This window comes from Nocardia sp. NPDC002869 (genome assembly GCF_046764065.1).
Taxonomy (GTDB): domain Bacteria; phylum Actinomycetota; class Actinomycetes; order Mycobacteriales; family Mycobacteriaceae; genus Nocardia; species Nocardia rhamnosiphila.
Window position 1 is genome coordinate 1 of the sequence record NZ_JBKOOL010000109.1, and the last position, 19,130, is coordinate 19,130.

Here is a 19,130-nt window from a genome sequence, read left to right on the forward strand (position 1 = left end):
CCTAAACCTATTTTTTGTTGTTGGTTTGGTTTTTTCCGTGGTGGGTTTTCCCGTTCTGTCCGGGGGGGGGGGGCGCCCCGCCCCCCCCCGCAGCCGGTGGCCTCACCGCAGGAGAACCTCGCGGCACAGGACAACTTCACCTCCCAGCTCGGTCTCGCCACCGCCATCGGCGGCTTGATCGGCACCGGACTCGGCGCGGTTATCGGGCTGGCCGCCGGTGTCGGGACCGGCGGCGTCTTCGCTCCGGCCACGGTGATCACCGGTGCCGCTCTCGGTGGCATCATCGGCACCCTCGTGGTCGGCGGACCGACCCTGATCATCGCGGGCGTCGACCTGATCAACACCCTGGTCGCCGCCCCCGGCACCACACAGTGGGCGCCGCGTCAGCAGGTCCAGTCGGCGAACTGAACCCACCCGCGACGGATCGGTGAACACGGGTCGGTGACCCGATCCGCTCGGCACACAAACCTCTCGGGCCCGGTCTGCGATGGTGGCAGACCGGGCCCGTTTGCTGTTCCGGCGGTCAGGCGATACCGCTGACCGGCTCCGGGTTGATCTCATCGCGCCAGGCGATGGCCTCGCGGACCCGGGACAGGTCGTAGTCCGGGCCGGTGATGCCGACCGTGAACAGCGTGGCCCCGGCCTTCAGGTAGTCCGGTGCCTTCTCCGCGCCCGGCCAGGCCACCGAACGCTCGATCCTGTCGGTTTCGGTACCCACCCGCGCGCAGTGTTCTTCGAGCACCTGGCTCTTGTGGGTGAACACGTCCAGCTCGCCGAAGCTGTGCCAGATATGCGCGTACTCGGCCACCAGGCGCAGCGTCTTCTTCTCCCCGCCGCCGCCGATGAGCACCGGGATCTCGCGCACCGGCTGCGGCTCGAGTTTCGCCAACCGGCCGGTGATGCGGGGCAGGTATTCCTTGAGCAGGTTCAGGCGGCTGCCGGCGGTGCCGAAGTCGTATCCGTACTCGTCGTAATCACGCTCGAACCAGCCCGAGCCGATGCCGAGGATGAGCCGGCCGCCACTGATCCGGTCCACGGTGCGGGCCATATCGGCGAGCAGGTCCGGATTGCGGTAGCCGCCGCCGGTGACCAGCGCACCGATCTCCACCCGTTCGGTCTGTTCGGCGAAGGCGCCGAGCATGGTCCAGCATTCGTAATGCGCGCCGTCGGGGTCCCCGGTCAGCGGGAAGAAGTGGTCCCAGTTGAAGACGATGTCCACACCCACGTCCTCGGCCCGCAACACGGCATCGCGGATGAGTCCGTAATCGGGCGCGTGCTGGGGCTGGAGTTGGACTCCGATCCGAACTGGTCGGCTCATCTTGTTGACTCCTCGTCGTCGGGTGATCTCCCGGCCCCGAGGCTACCGGGGCCGGGGAGAGCCCGGGCCGGGCGGAAAGGGCGGGGGCGGGCCGATCATCGACACGGTTCGATACGGGCGACTGTTCCGGTCGCGCATGGATTGCGTAACGGATGAATACAGCCCCTTTTCCGGGCCGTTCCGTCGGTAGCATTTCGGGCGGCGTCTCGTTGTCACGACCCGCTACCGGTCGGCGAATCACGCACAGAAGGAGGCTCCGCCATGCCTGTGTGCACGACCCGCGACAAGGTGAACATCTATTACAAGGATTGGGGGAGTGGTCGCCCGGTCGTATTCATCCACGGCTGGCCGTTGAACGCCGACGCCTGGGAAGACCAGATGAAATTCGTCGCCGATAACGGTTACCGCGGTATCGCCCACGATCGGCGCGGTCACGGCCGCTCGGACCAGCCGTGGAACGGTTACGATTTCGACACCTTCGCCGACGACCTGAACGATCTGCTGACGAGACTCGATGTCCAGGACGCGACGCTGGTGGCACACAGTATGGGCGGCGGTGAGCTCGCCCGCTATATCGGCCGGCACGGGACCGGGCGGGTGCACTCCGCGGTGCTGCTCTCGGCCATCCCGCCGCTGATGAGCAAGACCGAGAGCAACCCCGAAGGTGTGCCGGACGAGGTCTTCGACCAGATCAAATCCGGAATCCTCACCGAGCGTTCGCAATTCTGGAAGGGCACATCGGAAGGGTTCTTCAGCGCGAATCGCCCGGGCAACAAAGTGACCCAGGGAAATCGCGACGCATTCTGGTTCATGGGTATGCACCAGAGCATCCAGGCCGGCGTGAAATGTGTCGATGCGTTCGCATACACCGATTTCACCGAAGACCTGAAGAAGTTCGATATTCCCACTCTGATCGTGCACGGAGACGACGACCAGGTGGTGCCGATCGATGCGACCGGACGCAAATCGGCGGAGCTGATCCAGGATTCGACGCTGAAGGTCTATGAGGGCGGCTCGCACGGTATCGCACTCGTCCCGGGCGACAAGGAGAAGTTCAACGCCGACCTGTTGGAATTCCTCGACCGCTGACGGCACCGGACACGGACCACGTGCCGCATCCACCGTCGGGACGCGATCGACTGTGCTGTCCGGACGCGCGTAACGCCCGGCCGTCGTATCGGCCGTCGCGGAGAGGAAGAGCCCCGCGGATCCCGGGTACCGGGAACCACCGGGCTCTTCCGCTGTGGCCGGACGAGTCCGGGAGCGGCGGGCTCGCCACCGCAACCGGACCGGGTGACCGGGACCGGAGGGTCGGCCCCGGACGAGCGCCCTGAGACTGTCCAGCGATCCGGCCGACGGCAGTGCGAGCGCACGCTCGGCGACCGTCCCCGCCTGCACCGCGGAAAGGTGACCTTCAGCCGCTCGACCGATGCGCCCAGGGCGTGGCGCACCGCGGCTCGTCGCCGGCCGACCTATCTCCGACCGCGCCCGCCGGTGGCTGCCCATTCGCGAGATCGCCGGCTCCGGGCGACGCGTCGCGGGGGGCGCCGGCGGGGTGGACAGTCGGTGCGTTCACTGGCACGATACGCACCGAAAACGTACAGACCATGCGGAGCTCGAGAACCCCAGCGGTAGCCTCTGACGCCATGACCACGCACATGTTGCGAATTCGCTCCACTTCGCGTGTTCCAACCGGTGAAGGGAAGTGAAAAGCCGTGGCCACGGTGACCTTCGATCACGCCACCCGGCAGTATCCGGGAGCCAAGACACCCGCTGTCGATCAGTTGCAACTCGAGATCGCCGATGGTGAGTTCCTGGTGCTGGTCGGCCCCTCGGGGTGCGGGAAATCGACTTCGCTGCGCATGCTCGCCGGACTCGAGGAAGTATCGGGCGGCCGCATCCTGATCGGTGACCGCGATGTCACCCATTCCGACCCCAAGGATCGCGATATCGCGATGGTCTTCCAGAACTATGCGCTGTACCCGCATATGACGGTGGCCGAGAACATGGGTTTCGCACTCAAACTGGCCAAGGTCGGTAAGGACGAGAAGCAGCGCCGGGTGCTCGAGGCGGCCCGTCTGCTCGATCTGGAACCGCTGCTGGACCGCCTGCCCAAGGCGCTGTCGGGTGGTCAGCGGCAGCGGGTGGCCATGGGCCGGGCCATCGTGCGCGACCCGCAGGTCTTCCTGATGGACGAACCGCTGTCCAATCTGGACGCGAAACTGCGGGTGCAGACCCGCACCCAGATCGCCCAGCTGCAGCGCCGGCTGGCGACGACGACCGTCTATGTCACCCACGACCAGGTCGAGGCCATGACCATGGGCGACCGGGTCGCGGTGATGCGCGACGGGCTGCTGCAGCAGTGCGCCGCCCCGCGCGACCTCTACCGGGATCCGGCGAATGTGTTCGTCGCCGGGTTCATGGGGTCACCGGCGATGAACCTGTTCACGCTTCCGGTCACCGACGGGGCGGTCCGGATCGGTGGGTTCTCGCTGCCGCTGCCGCGATCGGTGGCCGATGCCACGGGCGCGACAGTGACGGTGGGTATCCGTCCCGAGCATCTGGAAGCCGGTGAGTCCGGGATCGAGATCGAGGTGGACGTGGTCGAGGAGCTCGGCTCCGACGCCTTCATCTACGGCCGCCCCACCGAGGACACCCAGGGCGCGGACACGATCGTGGCACGTACCGATTGGCGCAACCCGCCGGCGAAGGGCAGCCGGGTGCGGCTGGCCACGGCCCCCGAGCACGTCTACTTCTTCGCGCCCGACGACGGCCGCCGCCTGAGCTGACCCCCGGGTCCCGTGTCACGCCGGACCGGCGGACGGTCCGCGCCGCCGCTACGGCTGATCGGTCGCCGCGCTCCCGGCCGCCCGCCGCCGGGTCGCGCGCCACTGCTCGTTGAGCCGGACGCCGAGATCGTCCACGCCGATCTCGCGGCCGGATTCGCTGCGCACCTGTACCCGGACCGGGTCACCGGTGGCCGCCTCGACCAGGTCCAGCGGGAGTGGCCCGGGTTGCAGGTGGGTATTGCCCCACTGCATGAGCGCCGGCACCACGGGTAGCAGATCGCGGCCTTTCGCGGTCAGCACGTATTCGTGACGGGTGCGTTTCCCCTCTTCCCGATACGGCTGCCTGGCGGTCCGGGTGATCAGCGCGCTCAGGCTGCGGGCCATTCGCTGAACAGCCACGAAAAGGCGGCACAGGCCACCAAGAACGGGCAATCGCCGCGTCGGCGAGCCAGATCAGCGACGGCAGCGCCGCCGTTATCGAGATCGTGCGAACGCCCTTTCGGCGAGCAAGTCTATGTCGTGGTATCCGTCGGTGAAAATCGATGGTGGCGGGTCGCCGATCGTGTCGCAGGCCGGGGCGGGATTGCTGTCGCGGACTGTGGAGGCGACCGGTCTGACCGGGTTGTTGTCGGAGAAGCTGGCGCCGTGGCGGCGGCCGGGAGCGGTCCACGATCCGGGCAAGGTCGTGTCGGATCTGGCGGTGCTGCTCGCCCTGGGCGGGGATTGCATGTCGGATCCGGCGTTGCTGCGGGCCGAGCCCGGGCTCTTCGGTGCGGTGGCCTCGGACCCGACGGTGTCCCGGCTGATCACGGTGTTGGCCACTGATGAGCGGAGAGTGCTGGCGGCCCTGGGATCTGCTCGCGCGCAGGCGCGATCCCGGGCGTGGAAATTCGCGGGATCGATGCGGCGGTCGTTCACATAGACCCCATTCGAGGAGCCGAGATCGGCGATCTGAGTGAGGTCGCCGTCAACGGCGATATGCGCGTGCACCGACTGCGGCTCCCTCCGCGCGGCGGCGGAGCGTGGCGGGAAGGCCGATCTGGTGCTGACCGGGTCGATCGGCGGGCACGTCGTTTTCCCGGAATACTCGATCTACTGCGCATCAAAAGCCGCCGTCGCTCATCTCGCTCGCAACCTCCTCGCCGAATTCGGTCCCCGCGGCATCCGCGTGAAGAACATCGAACCGGGTTTCACCGGCACTGAACTGGGCTCGGACATGCACAGCGCCGAACATCGCGCGCAACTCGAGGAATGGCGCACCGAGATCACGATCCCGAGCCCCGAGGACATCGCCGAAGCCGTCGCCTTCGCGGTCTCCGTTCCGGGACGGATGAATGTCGCCGCGATGATCCTGATCCCGACCCAGCAGGGCTGATCCGGAGACCGCGGTCGGATACCTTCGTGTCAGCCGGTTCGAGAGACGCCGAAAACCGGTCTTTCACAGGGAAATGGAGCAATGATCATGAGTCAGAAGATGGCATCCGGAGCGGCCCGCGCGCTCGTCGCCGCGGCCCTCGCGGTGGGTGTGGCCACCGCCGCCGGCGCACTTGCCCAGGCGACGCCCTATACGGCAGTGGCCGACGCGGCCGTGTCGAAGTGCGCGGAGGAGGGGCCCATCTTGGCAATGGGGTCGACCGGGACGTGCGTCGACACCGTGCAGGGGGTGCTCGGGGTGAAGGTAGACGGCATCTACGGTTCCGCGACAGTTGAAGCCGTCCGCCGATTCCAGCGCGACGCGGGGCTGCGAGATGACGGCATGGTGGGACCGGAGACCTGGGCGGCCCTCGACACGCAGTTCGGCGGCTGACGCCCGTGCTCCAGTACGAGGCATGACGCCCGCGCCGGCACACGGGGCATCGTGGCAGGCCGATGGTCGCGGGCGCGTCCCGTCGCGGATGGATCCTGCCGAGTACGGGCGGGGGCGGCTGCGAGGATCGGATCCGCGGCGCGAAGGACGCCGGCGCCCGTAATGTGCCGTTCCATTCCTTCGCCGCGAACCGGGTCCGGCTTGCCGTCGTGGCGCTCGCTCTGGACCTGACGGCCTGGGCGCAAACGCTCGCCATGCCCGCCGACTCCATCTGCGGCTACCCGCTCACCACCGGTGGGCCGGCCTGGCTCTCACCGCGTTCACCCGTCTCGCAGCCCTCTGACCAGCACCGAACCGCCCCAGCGAAGACCGAAAGGCACCCCGTCAAACACCTCCGACACCGACCGAACCGGTCAGCACATATCCCGAACAATCGAGGCTAGTGTGGTTCCGGTGAGCGAACTGCCCCGGATCGACGAGGTGCATGTCTACGCGATCCCGCTGCGGTCGAAGTTCCGCGGGATCACCGTGCGCGAAGGGGTGCTGCTGCGCGGCCCCCGCGGCTGGGGCGAATTCTGCCCGTTCGCCGAATACGCCGACCACGAGGCCGCGCACTGGCTGGATACCACCCTCGAACAGATCACCGTCGGCTGGCCGGAGCCGGTGCGGGAGCGGATCCCGGTGAACTGCACGGTTCCCGCCGTCGGCCCGGACCGGGCCTACGAGATCGTCGCCGGGTCCGGTTGCCGTACGGCGAAGGTGAAGATCGCCGACCATCCCGGATCACTGCCGGAGGATCTGGCCCGGGTGGAAGCCGTACGGTCGGCGCTGGGACCGGGCGGCGCGATCCGCGTCGACGCCAACGCCGTCTGGGATGTCACCACCGCCGTCCGGAACATTCGCGAGATCGACCGCGCTGCGGGCGGTCTGGAATACGTCGAGCAACCGTGCCGCACGGTCGAGGAGCTCGCCGACGTACGCCGCCGGGTCGAGGTACCCATCGCCGCCGACGAGTCCATCCGCCGCGCCGAGGACCCGCTGCGGGTCGCGGTGGCCGGGGCCGCGGATATCGCGGTTCTCAAATGCACTCCGCTCGGCGGTGTGCGGCGGGCCCTGCGGGTCGCCGAAGCCGCCGGACTACCGTGCGTGATCTCCTCCGCCCTGGAGACCAGCGTCGGACTGGCCGCGCAGCTGGCCCTGGCCGGCGCCCTCCCGGAACTCGATCACGCGTGCGGTCTCGGCACGGTGACCCTATTCGAGGGAGATGTCGTCACCGAATCCCTGCGCCCGGTGGACGGTTACCTACCGGTCCCGCGTACCGCCCCCGCACCGGATCCCGACCTGCTGGAGAAGTACCGCCACCCGGATCCGGAGCGCACCGAATGGTGGACCGCCCGCATGCGACGGCTGCTGGAGTCGCGGCACACCGAGGTGTGAGGTCCGCCGGGCACCGCCCCGCGGACCCGCGGCCGGGGCCACCGAAAGCTCGGTCGAGTCGTGCCGGAACCGCCCCCGGCCGACCGCGCTCGGCGAGCGCCGCGCCAGGTCGTGACGAGGCAGGGCCGGGTTTCCGTCACTGAGCGCACGGTTTTCGAGCTGCGCACGGCGCAGTCGATCCGGTCGTTCTGCATGGCGTCGGAGGCGGCCGCTGCGGCGGGCGCCGTCTTCCCCTCACATCCCTTCCACGCTGGTCGACCTGCCGTTTTCTCGTCTTCAGGCGCGCCCTTCCAGCGGGACCAAGTGCATTTCTTTGTTGGTTACACCAACGTTTGCTATCGTTGGTTACACCAACAAAAGTAGTCACATGGACGGTCCCGTTCGCTACGCCGCCCTCGCCGCCCTCGCCGCGATCGCCCTCACCCTCACCGTGACGGGGTGCACGGCCCCCACCCCGCCTGCCGACCATCGCCCCACCCCCGCTCAGGAGACCACCATGGACCCCACCGCCATCACTGCTTTCGAGATCCATATCCCGCAGGCCGACCTCGACGATCTGACCGACCGGCTCGCCCGCACCCGCTGGCCCAATGAGATCGCCGACGCCGGGACCGATTACGGCTTCCCGCTGGCCCGGCTGCGGGAACTCGCCGAATACTGGCGCACCGGCTACGACTGGCGCGTCCACGAAGCCGAGCTCAACGAACTCCCGCACTTCACCACCGAGATCGACGGGCAGAACATCCACTTCGTCCATGTCCGGTCGGCGAAACCGGATGCGCTACCGCTGATCCTGACCCACGGCTGGCCCGGTTCGTTCCTGGAGTTCCTCGACGTGATCGAACCGCTCTCCCGCGATTTCCACCTCGTGATCCCCTCCATCCCGGGCTTCGGCTTTTCCGGGCCCACCCACGAGCGCGGCTGGGACACCACCCGGCTCGCGGGCGCCTGGGCCGAACTGATGCACCGTCTCGGGTACGAGCGCTACGGCGCGCAGGGCGGCGATTTCGGGTCCGGTATCTCCCAGGCGCTCGGCGGGCTGGCACCCGAACACGTCGTCGGAGTACACGTCAACTACCTGCCGACCCGGCCGGCCCCAGCCGCCGGCCTCGAACTGTCCGAAACCGACCGGGCCCGGCTCGACAAGGTGCAGTACCTGCTGGCGAACCGGCCCCCGTACCAGGCGTTGCAGGCCACCGCCCCGCAGACCCTCGGCTACGCACTGACCGACTCACCGGTCGGCCAGCTGGCCTGGATCGCGGAGCGCTTCGCCCAGTGGACCGACCCCCGCACACCGGTCAGCGACGAGCGGATGCTCACCGATGTCTCGCTGTACTGGCTGACCGCCACCGCGGCCTCCTCCGCACGACTGACGCGCGAGTCCACCCGGGGGTCGGCACCGTGCCCGGTACCGCTCGGGGTGGCGGTGTTCGCCCACGACATCACTCAGTCGGTGCGGCCGCTGGCCGAACGGCTCTACGACATCCGGTACTGGTCGGAATTCGACCGCGGCGGCCACTTCGCCGCCATGGAGGTCCCCGAACTACTCGCCGCGGACATCCGGGCCTTCTTCCTCACCGACCTCCGGGCCGGACCGGACGGGGCGCGCTGAGCGACCCCGGAAGCGCACCGGACCGAATTCCGGGTCGTCGCGACCGCGACTCAACCCAACCGCACACCCATATCGTGGAAGGTCAGGCGCAACAGCAGCCCCGCCTCCGGCCCGAGCACCCCGTCGGCCAATTCCACATACCGCGAACAGAATTCGGGCCCGTGCCCGGCCACCGTGGCCGGCCGCGGCTCGAGGTGGTGTGCCAATTCGTGCAGAACGACCAGTTCCCGCAGCGCCCACGCGGTCCGCCCGCGCGTCGCGGTCTCCGCGTGCAGGGGCACCGCCAGCACGGCGTTCCCGGTTTCGTAATGGGCGGCCACATTTCCGGCGCGGGCGCGCACCCGGATCGGCGCACCCGCCCGCTCCCAGGCAGCCGCGACCCAGCCGAGCGCGAGCACCCGATCGCAGTACTGCTGCACCGAATCCACCGAGGCGAATTTCCGCTCCACCGGCAAGGTCAGCCGCGACCCGTGCACTTCGACCGTGCGCTGCCCGAACTCCGCCGCCCGGTCGAAAACCGAACGCACCAGCTGCTCGGCGTCGTACACCTCGGCACGCTGTGTATCCCGCACGGCCGGCTATCCGGGGAGCTGCCCGCGCGCCCCGTCCAGTTCCCGCGCCGGGCCGAGCCGGGCCGCCCGCCCGGCCCGGTCCCCCGCGCGCCGGGCGTCCGGGGCGTAGCCGGTGGAGGTGCGCGGCCCGCGCCAGGTGCCGCGGGCCTCCGAGTTACGGGTGTAGAAATCGGCGAGTTCGATCTCCTTGCCGCGCAATGCCAGCGCGGTTTCCGCGGCCCGGTCCGCAGCGCCGGGTGTGGCGGCACGACCGTCACGGCCGGTCGCCGGCCGTTCGACATCCGCTCTGGCCTCGGCGAGCCGGATTCCGATGCGCTCGGCGAACGCCAGCTGGAAATTCAGCCTGGCCGTCACCCCGGCCACCGGCACCCGCACCACCCGGCGCACCCGCCGCCCGGCCCGGCGCTCGGTGACGACCTTCTCCATGGTCGCGGCCCGGTGATCACTGGACTTGATGTACCGGTCCGACGCCCGCACCATCTGCACCAGCAGGCTGGAGTAGAGCGCTTCGCAGACGGCGATATCCGCCGCGAACCCATAGGCATAGACCTGGGTCGAGGTGCGGGCCACATCACAGCGCACATCGTTGGCGGCGGCGATGGCCACGAACAGCTGCACATAGGTGCGCAGACCCTTGCGGCCGGGTTCGCCGATCGGGATCATCCGCTGGATCAGCGCGCTGGGCCGTTCCCGGTCCCGGGTGTGTGCCCGCGCCACCGCCAGGTCGATCGAGGACCGCGTCGCCAGCCGCTGCGCCGCGGCCAGGAACGCCTCCGCCTCGTGCTCGTTGTCGGTGGATTCGGCTTTGCGCAGCAGTCCACCGATCCTGGTGAGCAGGCGATCGGAGACTGCGTTCGCGGAGGACATCGGGCAACAGCCTAATCGGCGCAACCCGCCCTCGGTCCGCGCATGGCCGGAGCGGAGGCGGAGGTACGCCCGAGCAGCGCAGCCGGGCGTAGCCCGTCCGTAGTCCGCGCATGGCCGGAGCGGAGGCGGAGGTACGCCCGAGCAGCGCAGCCGGGCGCAGCCCGTCCGTAGTCCGCGCATGGCCGGAGCGAAGGCGGAGGTACGCCCGAGCAGCGCAGCCGGGCGCAGCCCGCCCTTGATCCGCGCATGGCCGGAGCGGAGGCGGAGGTACGCCCGAGCAGCGCAGCCGGGCGTAGCCCGTCCGTAGTCCGCGCATGGCCGGAGCGGAGGCGGAGGTACGCCCGAGCAGCGCAGCCGGGCGTAGCCCGTCCGTAGTCCGCGCATGGCCGGAGCGAAGGCGGAGGTACGCCTACCAGTCGTTATACCCGCGACGCCGCCGACCGCCCGGCCTCCCGGCCCGTCCCGGCGGAGTCGCCGAGGACCGTGGGCACTCGAGCTTCCGCTCACTTCGATACGGGAGTATCCGACACCGAGCGTGCACACCATGTATGTTGCGTTGTGCTGCCGCTCACTGTGTCGACCCTGGAGTTCCGCGATGGCTTTCAAGAAGGCGCCGTCTCTACGTGCCGCGCTCGTCCTATGGCCGATCGCGCTGCTGACCGTGACCTTTGCCACCGCCTGCAACACGAGCGACACCGATGAACAGCTCGGCATGAACCAGGACGGCCGCGGCCCGATCACCTACGTCGAAGGTAAGGACACCACCGAGACCGGTGCGGTCAAGCAGGTCATCGACCGCTGGAACGCCACCCACCCCGACGAGCAGGTCACCTACAAGGAACAGTCCAACGACGCCTCGGCCCAATACGACGATCTGGTCGAGCACATGCGCGCGAAGTCGACCGACTACGACGTGGTCGCCCTCGATGTGCCGTGGACCGCGGAGTTCGCGGCCAAGGGCTGGATCCAGCCGCTGCAGGACCAGTTCGCCATCGACACCTCGCCGCTGCTGTCGCCGCCGGTGGCCAGCGCCACCTACAACGGCACCCTGTACGCCGCGCCCCGCAACACCAACGGCGGCCTGCTGTTCTACCGTAAGGACCTGGTGCCCAACCCTCCGCTCACCTGGGCCGAGATGCGCGCCGGCTGCCCACTCGCGCGGGCCAATCAGATCGGCTGCTACGCGGGCCAGTTCGCGCCCTACGAGGGCCTGACGGTGAACACCGCCGAGGTGATCAACGCGTTCGGCGGGACCTTCGTCGGCACCGACGGCCGCACCCCGACGGTCAACAGCCCGCAGTCGCGGGCCGGGCTCGAGCAGTTGGTGGACGCCTACCGGGTCGGCGATATCCCCCGCGAAGCCATCACCTTCCAGGAACCGACGAGCGGCGCCGCGTTCACCCAGGGCAAACTCATGTTCCTGCGCAGCTGGCCCTCCACCTACGGTGACGCCGCCTCGGAGGCCTCGGCGGTCAAGGACAAGTTCGGGGTCGCGCCGCTGCCCGGGGACACCGGGATCGGCGCCTCGACCCTCGGCGGCTACAACGCCGCGATCAGCGCGTATTCCGAGAACAAGGCCACGGCACTGGATTTCCTGAAGTTCCTGATCAGCGAGGAAGCCCAGCACATCATCGCCTCCGGCGCGCTGCCGTCGGTACGGGCCTCGATCTACGACGATCCGGCGCTCATCGCCAAGATGCCGTACCTGCCCGCCTTGAAGGATTCCATCGCCAGCGCGGTGCCCCGACCGGTCACCCCGTTCTATCCGGCGGTGTCCAAAGCCATTCAGGACAACGCATATGCTGCCCTGACCGGAACCAAGTCCGTGAACGACGCGATCATCGGCATGCAGAAGGGCATCGAGACGGCCGGATCGTAGATATTGTTCAACCGGACCCGGCGAGCCCGTAGGAGAGAGTAACGGTGTCGGATCCTTCCGGAACGGTCGCGCAGGCGTCGGTCCGTACAGAAAAGCCCGCGAACGCGACCAACGATCGCGGGACGTCCAGCCGGCTTCGCGACGAAGTCCGTATGTCGGGCCGGGCGTGGCTGTTCGTCGCGCCGGTGCTGATAGCGCTCACCGTGGTGATCGGTTATCCGGTGCTGCGGGCGCTGTGGATGTCGTTCACCTACGACGATCGGCTCGACGAGACGAGCGGCCGCTTCGTCGACAGCGGCGAAAGCACCTTCTACAACTACCTGCACTGGATCCTCGGCCAATGCCAGGTCATCACCGGCGGTGTCACCGAATGCCCCACCGGTAATCTGGGCGCCGAGTTCTGGGGGGCCGTCGGCGTCACGCTGTTCTTCGCGGTTGTCACGGTGACGCTGGAGGTGGCGATCGGGCTCGGTATGGCCATCGTGATGGGCAAGACCTTCAAGGGCCGGGCGCTGCTGCGCGCGGCGGTGCTGATCCCGTGGGCGATCCCGACCGCGGTGACGGCCCGGCTCTGGGAGTTCATGTTCCAGTACGACGGCGTGGTCAACACCGTGTTCGGCACCGAGATCCTGTGGACCTCCGACGCGTGGCCGGCCCGTTTCGCGGTGATCGCCGCCGATGTGTGGAAGACGGCGCCGTTCGTGGCGCTGCTGCTGCTGGCCGGTCTGCAGATCATCCCCGACGACGTCTACGAGGCGGCCCGGGTGGACGGCGCCTCGGCCTGGCAGCGGTTCACCCAGATCACCATGCCGCTGCTCAAACCGGCGCTGCTGGTCGCGGTGCTGTTCCGCACCATGGACGCGCTGCGCATGTACGACCTGCCCGCCATCATGACCAATAATCTCCCGGCCACCCGGACGCTGTCGATCCTGGTCGTCGAGCAGACGCGGCAGGGACCCAACAGTGCGGCCGCACTGTCGACGATCACTTTCTTGTTGATCTTCGCGGCGGCGTTCGTACTGGTGAAGATATTGGGCGCGAACGCGGTGCGGACGCAGGAAGAACAGCGGAAGGCGTGATGGCCGCGGTGACAACTCAGCAAATCGGTGCCGCCGGACCCACGTCCGCGTGGCGGCGCAGGCTCGGCTCGGCCCGCATCTACGTGGGCGCCCTGATCGTGCTCGTCTGGGGACTGGGCCCGTTCTACTGGATGGCGGTGACCGCCTTCCGGGATCCCGACCACACCTTCGATTCCACCCCGTGGCCCACGCACCTCACCCTGGACAACTTCCGGGACGCGTTCGACACCAGCCGCGGTAACAATTTCGCCCACGCGCTGCTGAACAGTGTGATCATCGGTGCGGCCAGTACCGCGATCGCGCTGGTCATCGGGATCATGGCGGCCTACGCGCTGGCCCGGCTCACCTTCAAGGGCCGCTACCTGGTGTCCGGGGTGATCCTGAGCGCGTCGATGTTCCCGGTGGTCGTCCTGGTGACGCCGCTGTTCCAGCTGTTCACCGAGATCGGCTGGATCGGCAAGTACCAGGCGCTGATCCTGCCGAACATCTCCTTCGTGCTGCCGCTGACGGTGTACATCCTGGCCTCGTTCTTCGCCGAACTGCCGTGGGAACTCGAGGAGGCGGCCCGGATCGACGGCGCCACCAAGGTGCAGGCGTTCCGGCTGGTGATGCTGCCGCTGGCCGCGCCGGCCGTATTCACCACCGCGATCCTGGCGTTCATCGCGGCGGTCAACGAGTACCTGCTCGCCCGGGTGCTTTCCGGTAGCCGAACGGAACCGGTGACGGTGGCGATCGCCCGGTTCTCCGGGAACAATCCGCTGGTCCCCCCGTACGGTGCGATCATGGCGGCGGGCACGCTGGTGACCGTGCCGCTGGTGATTTTGGTACTGGTGTTCCAGCGGCGGATCATCTCCGGGCTCACGGCGGGCGGAGTCAAAAGCTGATCTCTGGGTATCCTGAGATCTGGCGGTGGTGCGCCTGAGTTTTTCCGACGCTCCGAGAGGAGATGATCGTGAGCTCGTTCCGTTCTCGACGTGGCCGCAACCAGCCACCGCAGTACCCCTCGATAGCCGGTTGGAAAGAGCTCGACGATCCCGGGCCGCGTCCCCGTCCGCCCCGGCCACCCACCTATATCCGCCCACACCGGACCCGCGGCCAGCGCATCCGGCATCTGGTGCTGTGGCTGTTCACCATCGTGATCGCCATCCCGACGCTGCTGATCGCCCTGGTGTACTGGAGTGCGGAGATCCCGGCCGCCGGGACGGTACCGATCAACCAGACCGCGACGATCACGGCCTCCGACGGTTCCACCGTGCTGGCGAAGGTAGTGCCGCCCGAGGGCAACCGGACTCCCGTACCGCTGTCGGATGTGCCCGAGCACGTCCGTGAGGCGGTCCTGTCCGCGGAGGACCGCAACTTCTACAGCAACCCGGGTTTCTCGGCCTCGGGTCTACTGCGCGCCGTTCGCGACAATGTGCTGGGCCGGGCGAACGCCGGTGGCGGTTCCACCATCACCCAGCAGTACGTGAAGAACGCTTTTCTCGGCTCCGAGCGCACGGTCAGCCGCAAGGCGCACGAGCTGATCATCTCCTCGAAGATGGCCAAGGAATGGAGCAAGGAAGATATCCTCGGCGCCTACCTGAACACCATCTACTTCGGGCGCGGCGCCTACGGGATCGCCGCCGCCGCCCAGGCCTACTTCGGTAAACCGGTTCCCGAGCTGACCGTCGCCGAGGGCGCGGTCCTGGCCGCGCTCATCCGCTCGCCCTCCGCACTGGACCCGCAGACCCGGCTCCCGCAACTGCTGCAACGCTGGAACTACGTGCTCAACGGAATGGTCGAGATGGACACGATCGCCCCCGGTGAACGCGACGCGATCGTCTTCCCCCCGACAATTCCGCCACCCGCCCCCGAGGACGTCGACACCACCCGCGGCCCGGAGGGCCATATCAAGACCCAGGTGCTGCGTGAACTGGCCGCCGCGGGGATCTCCGACGAGGAGCTGAACACCGGCGCACTACAGATCACCACCACCATCGACGCGAAGGCCCAGCAGGCTGCGACCGCCGCCGCGACCGGCGCCCTCGACGGACAGCCACCGGAACTGCGCACCGCGGTGACCTCCATCGATCCGCGATCGGGTGCGGTCCGCGCCTACTACGGCGGCGCCGACGGGATCGGTTTCGATTTCGCCCAGGCCCCGGTGCAGACGGGGTCGGCGTTCAAAACCTTCGCGGTACTCGCGGCGTTACAGCAGGGGATACCGCTGTCCCGAGCGTTCGACAGCACGCCGGTGGACGTCAACGGTGTGCTGGTGCGCAATGTGGAGGACGAGTCCTGCGGTACGTGCAGCCTGAACGAGGCCTTCAAACGCTCGCTCAACACCAGCTTCTACCGGCTCACCCTCGCTATGCACAACGGTCCCCAGGCGATCGCCGACGCCGCCCACCAGGCCGGGATCCCGCAGGACATCCCGGGCGTCCCGGGGCAGTCGCTCACCGAGATGGGTGCACCGCCCATGCCCTCCATCGTGCTCGGTACCTATCTGGTGCGGCCCTTCGACATGGCCTCGGCCTACGCCACCATCGCCGGTGCGGGCCGCTACCACCAGCCGTACTTCGTCCAGCGCGTGGTCCGCGGGGACGGCCGCGTGCTGCTGGACCGCGGCGGCGATCCGGGGCAGCGCACCGGCGCCCAGCCGCCACCGTCGGAGCAGCGGATACCGCAGACCATCGCCGCGCAGACCGCCACGGCCATGCTGCCCATCGCCTCGTATTCCAACGGCCACGCGCTGAGCGGGCGCCCCTCCGCCGCCAAAACGGGCACCACCCAGCTGGGCGATACCGGTCAGAACAAGGACGCCTGGATGGTCGGCTTCACGCCGTCGCTGTCCACCGCGGTCTGGGTCGGCACCGAGTCGAACCTTCCGATCGTCACCGCCGGCGGCGGCCGGATCTACGGTTCCGGGCTGCCCGCCGATATCTGGAAACAGACCATGGACGGTGCCCTGACCGACACTCCGGCCGAGCAGATCGGCGCACCGGCCCCGAACCCCGCACCGGTCGTCCCGGCCGCGCCACAGCAGCCCGTACGCAACCCGTACGACATCCTCAACCCACCGTCCCCGCAACGGCCGGAGCCGCAGCAGCAACCGACCCAGCAACCTTTCATCGTCATCCCCCCGGCCGCCGAACCGTATGCCCCCGAGCCCGAATACGAACCGGAACCCCAGGCGCCCGCAACTCCCCCGGCCGAAGCGCCCGCACCCGCGCCGCCGGTGGCACCCCCGCCACCGGCCCCGCGCGTGGTCGAAATCCTGCCCGGCGTAACGATACCCGTACCGTGACCTACGGATTCCTGTCGTGATCCCACCGAAGGAACGGTCGGCATGGCAGCATCGTTGGCCAGAGTGAGATATCGCCCACCCGACCGACCGGCACGGGCCGACGCCCGGGCCAGGACGGGCGTGCGGGAGGATATGCGCTGGAGCGACGACGTATGACGAGACATAGGGGCTACGCCGGTGGAATTCAATGTCGTTGACCGCCCGGAAACGCTGGTGGCGGGAATGGTGCTACGCAGCCCGGCACTGGCCGTGGAAGGACCGCGACGCACCAGAGTCGAAGAGGCCTGGAAAACCACCCTGGCCCGATCGTTACCCGGCCACCCCGCCAGCGCCTTCGTCGATCACGCCCCGGAGATCAATTCCTACCTCACCCATATCATCGGCTACCGCTGTCACAGCCTCGACGATCTACTACCCGGCGATGTCCTCGCGCGTATCCCCGCCGGCCGCTACGCCCGCTTCACCCTCAGCGGCGACGACCTCGGCGAGACGATCGTGACCCTGTGGCGGGCGATCTGGGACGCGGAGGCCGCCGGCCGGCTGGTCCGCTCCTATACCGGTGACTACGAGCGCTACCCCGATGAGCACACGGTGGAAGTATTCGTGGCAATGGCGGCAGACGATGCGGCGAGCAGGTAGGAAGCAGCTGTGGATTTCGAAATTGTCGAACTCGACCAGAGCCTGGTGGCCGGGCTCACGATCCCGCTGGCCGGCCGGGAGGTGACCGCCCGAGACCTCGACCTGGTGAACTTCACCTGGGACCGGTACCTCGGCCGGGAGAAGGACGTCCCCCGGGTCGCCGCCTACATCGGCCAAGGGGATCACGCGGTAGCCGTACTCGGCTACGAGATCAAGAAGATGGACGACCTCGACCCCGGTGATGTACTCACCAGGGTCCCGGCCGGCCGCTACGCAAAATTCGTGGTCACCGAGAAGCCCTACGACCTGCTCCGCACAGCATGGGCAAGAGTCCGGGAGGCGGAGAAGGCGGGCACGATAACCCGTTCCCACACCGCGGAACTGGAACGCTACACGGGCCCGACCTCGGTGGAGGTCTACGTCTCACTGGACTGAGAAAGCGTGTTCCCCGAGGCCGCCTACGGAATGGTGGCTTCGGGTCATATCCGGTCGGACGGACGAACAGCAGCGGCGGTGAGACGGAACGAGTGGTCACCGCCGGGGTTGAACAGTATATCCGTGCATTCGGGCAGGGCTCCGTACAACCGGGAGCCGAGCACAGGTACCCAATGCCGCACGCCCAGGTGTTGTTTGTGGATCTCGGCGGTGACGACGACAGCACAGCGAATACCGTCCGGAGACATCGCTGTCCGGGGCCGGTGCTGCTCGTCGCACGCGATCTCGACGACCGTGCGCAGAAGTGTCGGGACGATCCGGTCGCTTCGGTCCTCGCCTATGTCGGCGAGGCGCAGCAGGGCGTCGATGGGATCGCTGGGGCTGCGCGGAGATAGTGGCAGATAGCCCGGGTTCGGCTGGAAAGGGCCCAGTTCTCCGTCCTTCTCGATCCTCCAGCCGCCGACCACAACTTCCAGCGGAGGATCTCCGGCATGAGCTTCGGAGCTCCACTTCGGGTCGAGGAGCACGAACCAGTCGCCGTGGCGGACCGCGGTGGATGGATCCATCGGCTGTGCCCCGTTCCCTTCGTCCTCACGATCACTCGGGTCGCGCCGACTCGCCTGTTGGGGCCGGGTAGGTCTCGAACAACTTACGCTCAGGGCTGTCGCGCTTCACGTACAACTCGGTCGGCATCCCTGCGCGGTCGGGAATCGGCGTGTTCGCCACATCGGTGGGGGCGTGGATACCACCGGTCACCACCCCCCTCGAGTGAAGGTACTCGGCTACCCCCGGTGCCGCGGAGGTGGCGGAATGCGCGGTTCGGCACGCTACGAGTACCTGCTCATCGGCCGGGTTCAGGCCGAAGAGCAAGGCAGAGTTCTCGCTCGCCTCGAGCATCTTCCCGCCTTCGGGTCCGTTCAAGTACACCGAGATCCAATCGGAGTCGGATCCGTCGCGGATGTCGGATTCGTGGTTGCTGTCGGCTCCTCGGTTGACGCTGATCATGAAGTGGTCGCCGACCTCTCCTCCTCGGATCGCTCCTCCATGGATGAAGGTGTATCTCGGTGGCCGACCAGACCGGCGGACCGCATCGGCCCACGGAGCATCTTCCGGTGGAAGGTACTCTCCCTCCACTTTGGGGACGACCTCCGAATCAGCTCGTCTCCGCTCCTGCTCCACCCACCTGACCAGATCGCTGTACCCGAATCTGTCCCCTCCATGTTCGTATGTGACTCCGCGATGGTCGCCCTGTGTGTCGTACAGCGGCCGGGACCACACATCCGACGGCCGGAACATGAATCGTTTGCCCTCGTATTGTCAACGGCAGGCCAATCCTGACCACTTTTCGGCATCCGAATTCTGACCCCTCTGGCCGGGGTGGGTGGTTTCAGTCTTTAGTTGTGTCGGCGG

The 19,130-nt window shown here is 68.0% G+C and carries 19 protein-coding genes and 2 pseudogenes; 14 read left to right on the top strand and 7 right to left on the bottom strand.

Annotation, left to right across the window (positions count from 1 at the left end; all coding sequences use genetic code 11):
• Positions 1-96 precede the first annotated feature (96 nt).
• Complete coding sequence (locus ACLML9_RS19485; RefSeq protein WP_411946868.1) at positions 97-408, top strand: hypothetical protein; 312 nt, start codon at positions 97-99, stop codon at positions 406-408.
• 115 nt (positions 409-523) lie between these two features.
• On the opposite strand, the gene ACLML9_RS19490 is transcribed toward ACLML9_RS19485, so the two are convergent.
• Positions 524-1,318: an LLM class F420-dependent oxidoreductase gene (locus tag ACLML9_RS19490; RefSeq protein ID WP_411946869.1), complete on the bottom strand. Its 795-nt coding sequence runs from the start codon at positions 1,316-1,318 to the stop codon at positions 524-526.
• 261 nt (positions 1,319-1,579) lie between these two features.
• On the opposite strand from ACLML9_RS19490, the gene ACLML9_RS19495 reads away from it, so the two are divergent.
• Both ACLML9_RS19495 and ACLML9_RS19500 read left to right on the top strand, forming a co-directional pair.
• Positions 1,580-2,407, top strand: a complete 828-nt coding sequence (locus tag ACLML9_RS19495; protein ID WP_411946870.1) for an alpha/beta fold hydrolase — start codon at positions 1,580-1,582, stop codon at positions 2,405-2,407.
• A 626-nt stretch (positions 2,408-3,033) separates the two neighbouring features.
• Positions 3,034-4,107, top strand: coding sequence for an ABC transporter ATP-binding protein (locus tag ACLML9_RS19500; protein WP_411946871.1), 1,074 nt, complete (start codon positions 3,034-3,036; stop codon positions 4,105-4,107).
• Positions 4,108-4,155: 48 nt separating this feature from the next.
• Here the strand turns inward: ACLML9_RS19500 and ACLML9_RS19505 are convergent, their stop codons facing one another.
• Positions 4,156-4,506, bottom strand: a complete 351-nt coding sequence (locus tag ACLML9_RS19505; RefSeq protein ID WP_411946872.1) for a winged helix-turn-helix transcriptional regulator — start codon at positions 4,504-4,506, stop codon at positions 4,156-4,158.
• Between the two features lie 115 nt (positions 4,507-4,621).
• Here ACLML9_RS19505 and ACLML9_RS19510 point away from each other — a divergent pair.
• Positions 4,622-5,005, top strand: a pseudogene (locus ACLML9_RS19510) (transposase); the annotation flags it as partial.
• A gap of 38 nt (positions 5,006-5,043) precedes the next feature.
• On the opposite strand, the pseudogene ACLML9_RS19515 reads toward ACLML9_RS19510, so the two are convergent.
• Positions 5,044-5,097, bottom strand: a pseudogene (locus ACLML9_RS19515) (hypothetical protein); the annotation flags it as partial.
• On the opposite strand from ACLML9_RS19515, the gene ACLML9_RS19520 reads away from it, so the two are divergent.
• The 4 genes from ACLML9_RS19520 to ACLML9_RS19535 all read left to right on the top strand — a co-directional run bounded on the left by ACLML9_RS19520 (position 5,084) and on the right by ACLML9_RS19535 (position 8,963).
• Positions 5,084-5,482, top strand: coding sequence for an SDR family oxidoreductase (locus tag ACLML9_RS19520; RefSeq protein ID WP_411946884.1), 399 nt, complete (start codon positions 5,084-5,086; stop codon positions 5,480-5,482). The pseudogene ACLML9_RS19515 and the gene ACLML9_RS19520 overlap by 14 nt on opposite strands.
• Before the next feature lie 87 nt (positions 5,483-5,569).
• Positions 5,570-5,914: a peptidoglycan-binding domain-containing protein gene (locus ACLML9_RS19525; protein ID WP_411946873.1), complete on the top strand. Its 345-nt coding sequence runs from the start codon at positions 5,570-5,572 to the stop codon at positions 5,912-5,914.
• A gap of 453 nt (positions 5,915-6,367) precedes the next feature.
• Positions 6,368-7,351, top strand: a complete 984-nt coding sequence (locus ACLML9_RS19530) for an o-succinylbenzoate synthase (protein WP_411946874.1) — start codon at positions 6,368-6,370, stop codon at positions 7,349-7,351.
• A gap of 496 nt (positions 7,352-7,847) precedes the next feature.
• Complete coding sequence (locus ACLML9_RS19535; RefSeq protein WP_411946885.1) at positions 7,848-8,963, top strand: epoxide hydrolase family protein; 1,116 nt, start codon at positions 7,848-7,850, stop codon at positions 8,961-8,963.
• Positions 8,964-9,013: 50 nt separating this feature from the next.
• Here ACLML9_RS19535 and ACLML9_RS19540 read toward each other — a convergent pair whose 3' ends face one another.
• A complete protein-coding gene (locus ACLML9_RS19540; protein WP_411946875.1) occupies positions 9,014-9,535 on the bottom strand; it encodes a TIGR04338 family metallohydrolase in 522 nt (173 codons plus the stop codon).
• A 6-nt stretch (positions 9,536-9,541) separates the two neighbouring features.
• On the bottom strand, positions 9,542-10,402 hold the full coding sequence (locus ACLML9_RS19545; RefSeq protein ID WP_411946876.1) for a DUF2786 domain-containing protein: 861 nt from the start codon (positions 10,400-10,402) through the stop codon (positions 9,542-9,544).
• Between the two features lie 595 nt (positions 10,403-10,997).
• On the opposite strand from ACLML9_RS19545, the gene ACLML9_RS19550 reads away from it, so the two are divergent.
• From ACLML9_RS19550 to ACLML9_RS19575, 6 genes are all read left to right on the top strand, one after another.
• Positions 10,998-12,281 carry an ABC transporter substrate-binding protein gene (locus tag ACLML9_RS19550; protein WP_411946877.1) on the top strand — a complete coding sequence of 428 codons (1,284 nt, stop codon included), beginning with the start codon at positions 10,998-11,000 and terminating at the stop codon, positions 12,279-12,281.
• Between the two features lie 44 nt (positions 12,282-12,325).
• Positions 12,326-13,360, top strand: a complete 1,035-nt coding sequence (locus tag ACLML9_RS19555; RefSeq protein WP_411946878.1) for a carbohydrate ABC transporter permease — start codon at positions 12,326-12,328, stop codon at positions 13,358-13,360.
• Positions 13,360-14,244 carry a carbohydrate ABC transporter permease gene (locus tag ACLML9_RS19560; RefSeq protein ID WP_411946879.1) on the top strand — a complete coding sequence of 295 codons (885 nt, stop codon included), beginning with the start codon at positions 13,360-13,362 and terminating at the stop codon, positions 14,242-14,244. The genes ACLML9_RS19555 and ACLML9_RS19560 overlap by 1 nt, the downstream gene beginning before the upstream one ends.
• Positions 14,245-14,306: 62 nt before the next feature.
• On the top strand, positions 14,307-16,646 hold the full coding sequence (locus ACLML9_RS19565; RefSeq protein ID WP_411946880.1) for a transglycosylase domain-containing protein: 2,340 nt from the start codon (positions 14,307-14,309) through the stop codon (positions 16,644-16,646).
• A 177-nt stretch (positions 16,647-16,823) separates the two neighbouring features.
• Complete coding sequence (locus ACLML9_RS19570; RefSeq protein ID WP_030524570.1) at positions 16,824-17,285, top strand: GyrI-like domain-containing protein; 462 nt, start codon at positions 16,824-16,826, stop codon at positions 17,283-17,285.
• Positions 17,286-17,294: 9 nt separating this feature from the next.
• Positions 17,295-17,720: a GyrI-like domain-containing protein gene (locus tag ACLML9_RS19575; protein WP_411946881.1), complete on the top strand. Its 426-nt coding sequence runs from the start codon at positions 17,295-17,297 to the stop codon at positions 17,718-17,720.
• 44 nt (positions 17,721-17,764) lie between these two features.
• On the opposite strand, the gene ACLML9_RS19580 is transcribed toward ACLML9_RS19575, so the two are convergent.
• Both ACLML9_RS19580 and ACLML9_RS19585 read right to left on the bottom strand, forming a co-directional pair.
• Positions 17,765-18,286 (bottom strand): type VII secretion system-associated protein, encoded by a 522-nt coding sequence (locus ACLML9_RS19580; RefSeq protein ID WP_411946882.1) that lies wholly within the window; start codon positions 18,284-18,286, stop codon positions 17,765-17,767.
• Between the two features lie 31 nt (positions 18,287-18,317).
• The gene (locus tag ACLML9_RS19585) at positions 18,318-18,899 is read right to left on the bottom strand and encodes a hypothetical protein (protein WP_411946883.1); all 582 of its coding nucleotides are present in this window, start codon (positions 18,897-18,899) and stop codon (positions 18,318-18,320) included.
• Positions 18,900-19,130 lie beyond the last annotated feature (231 nt).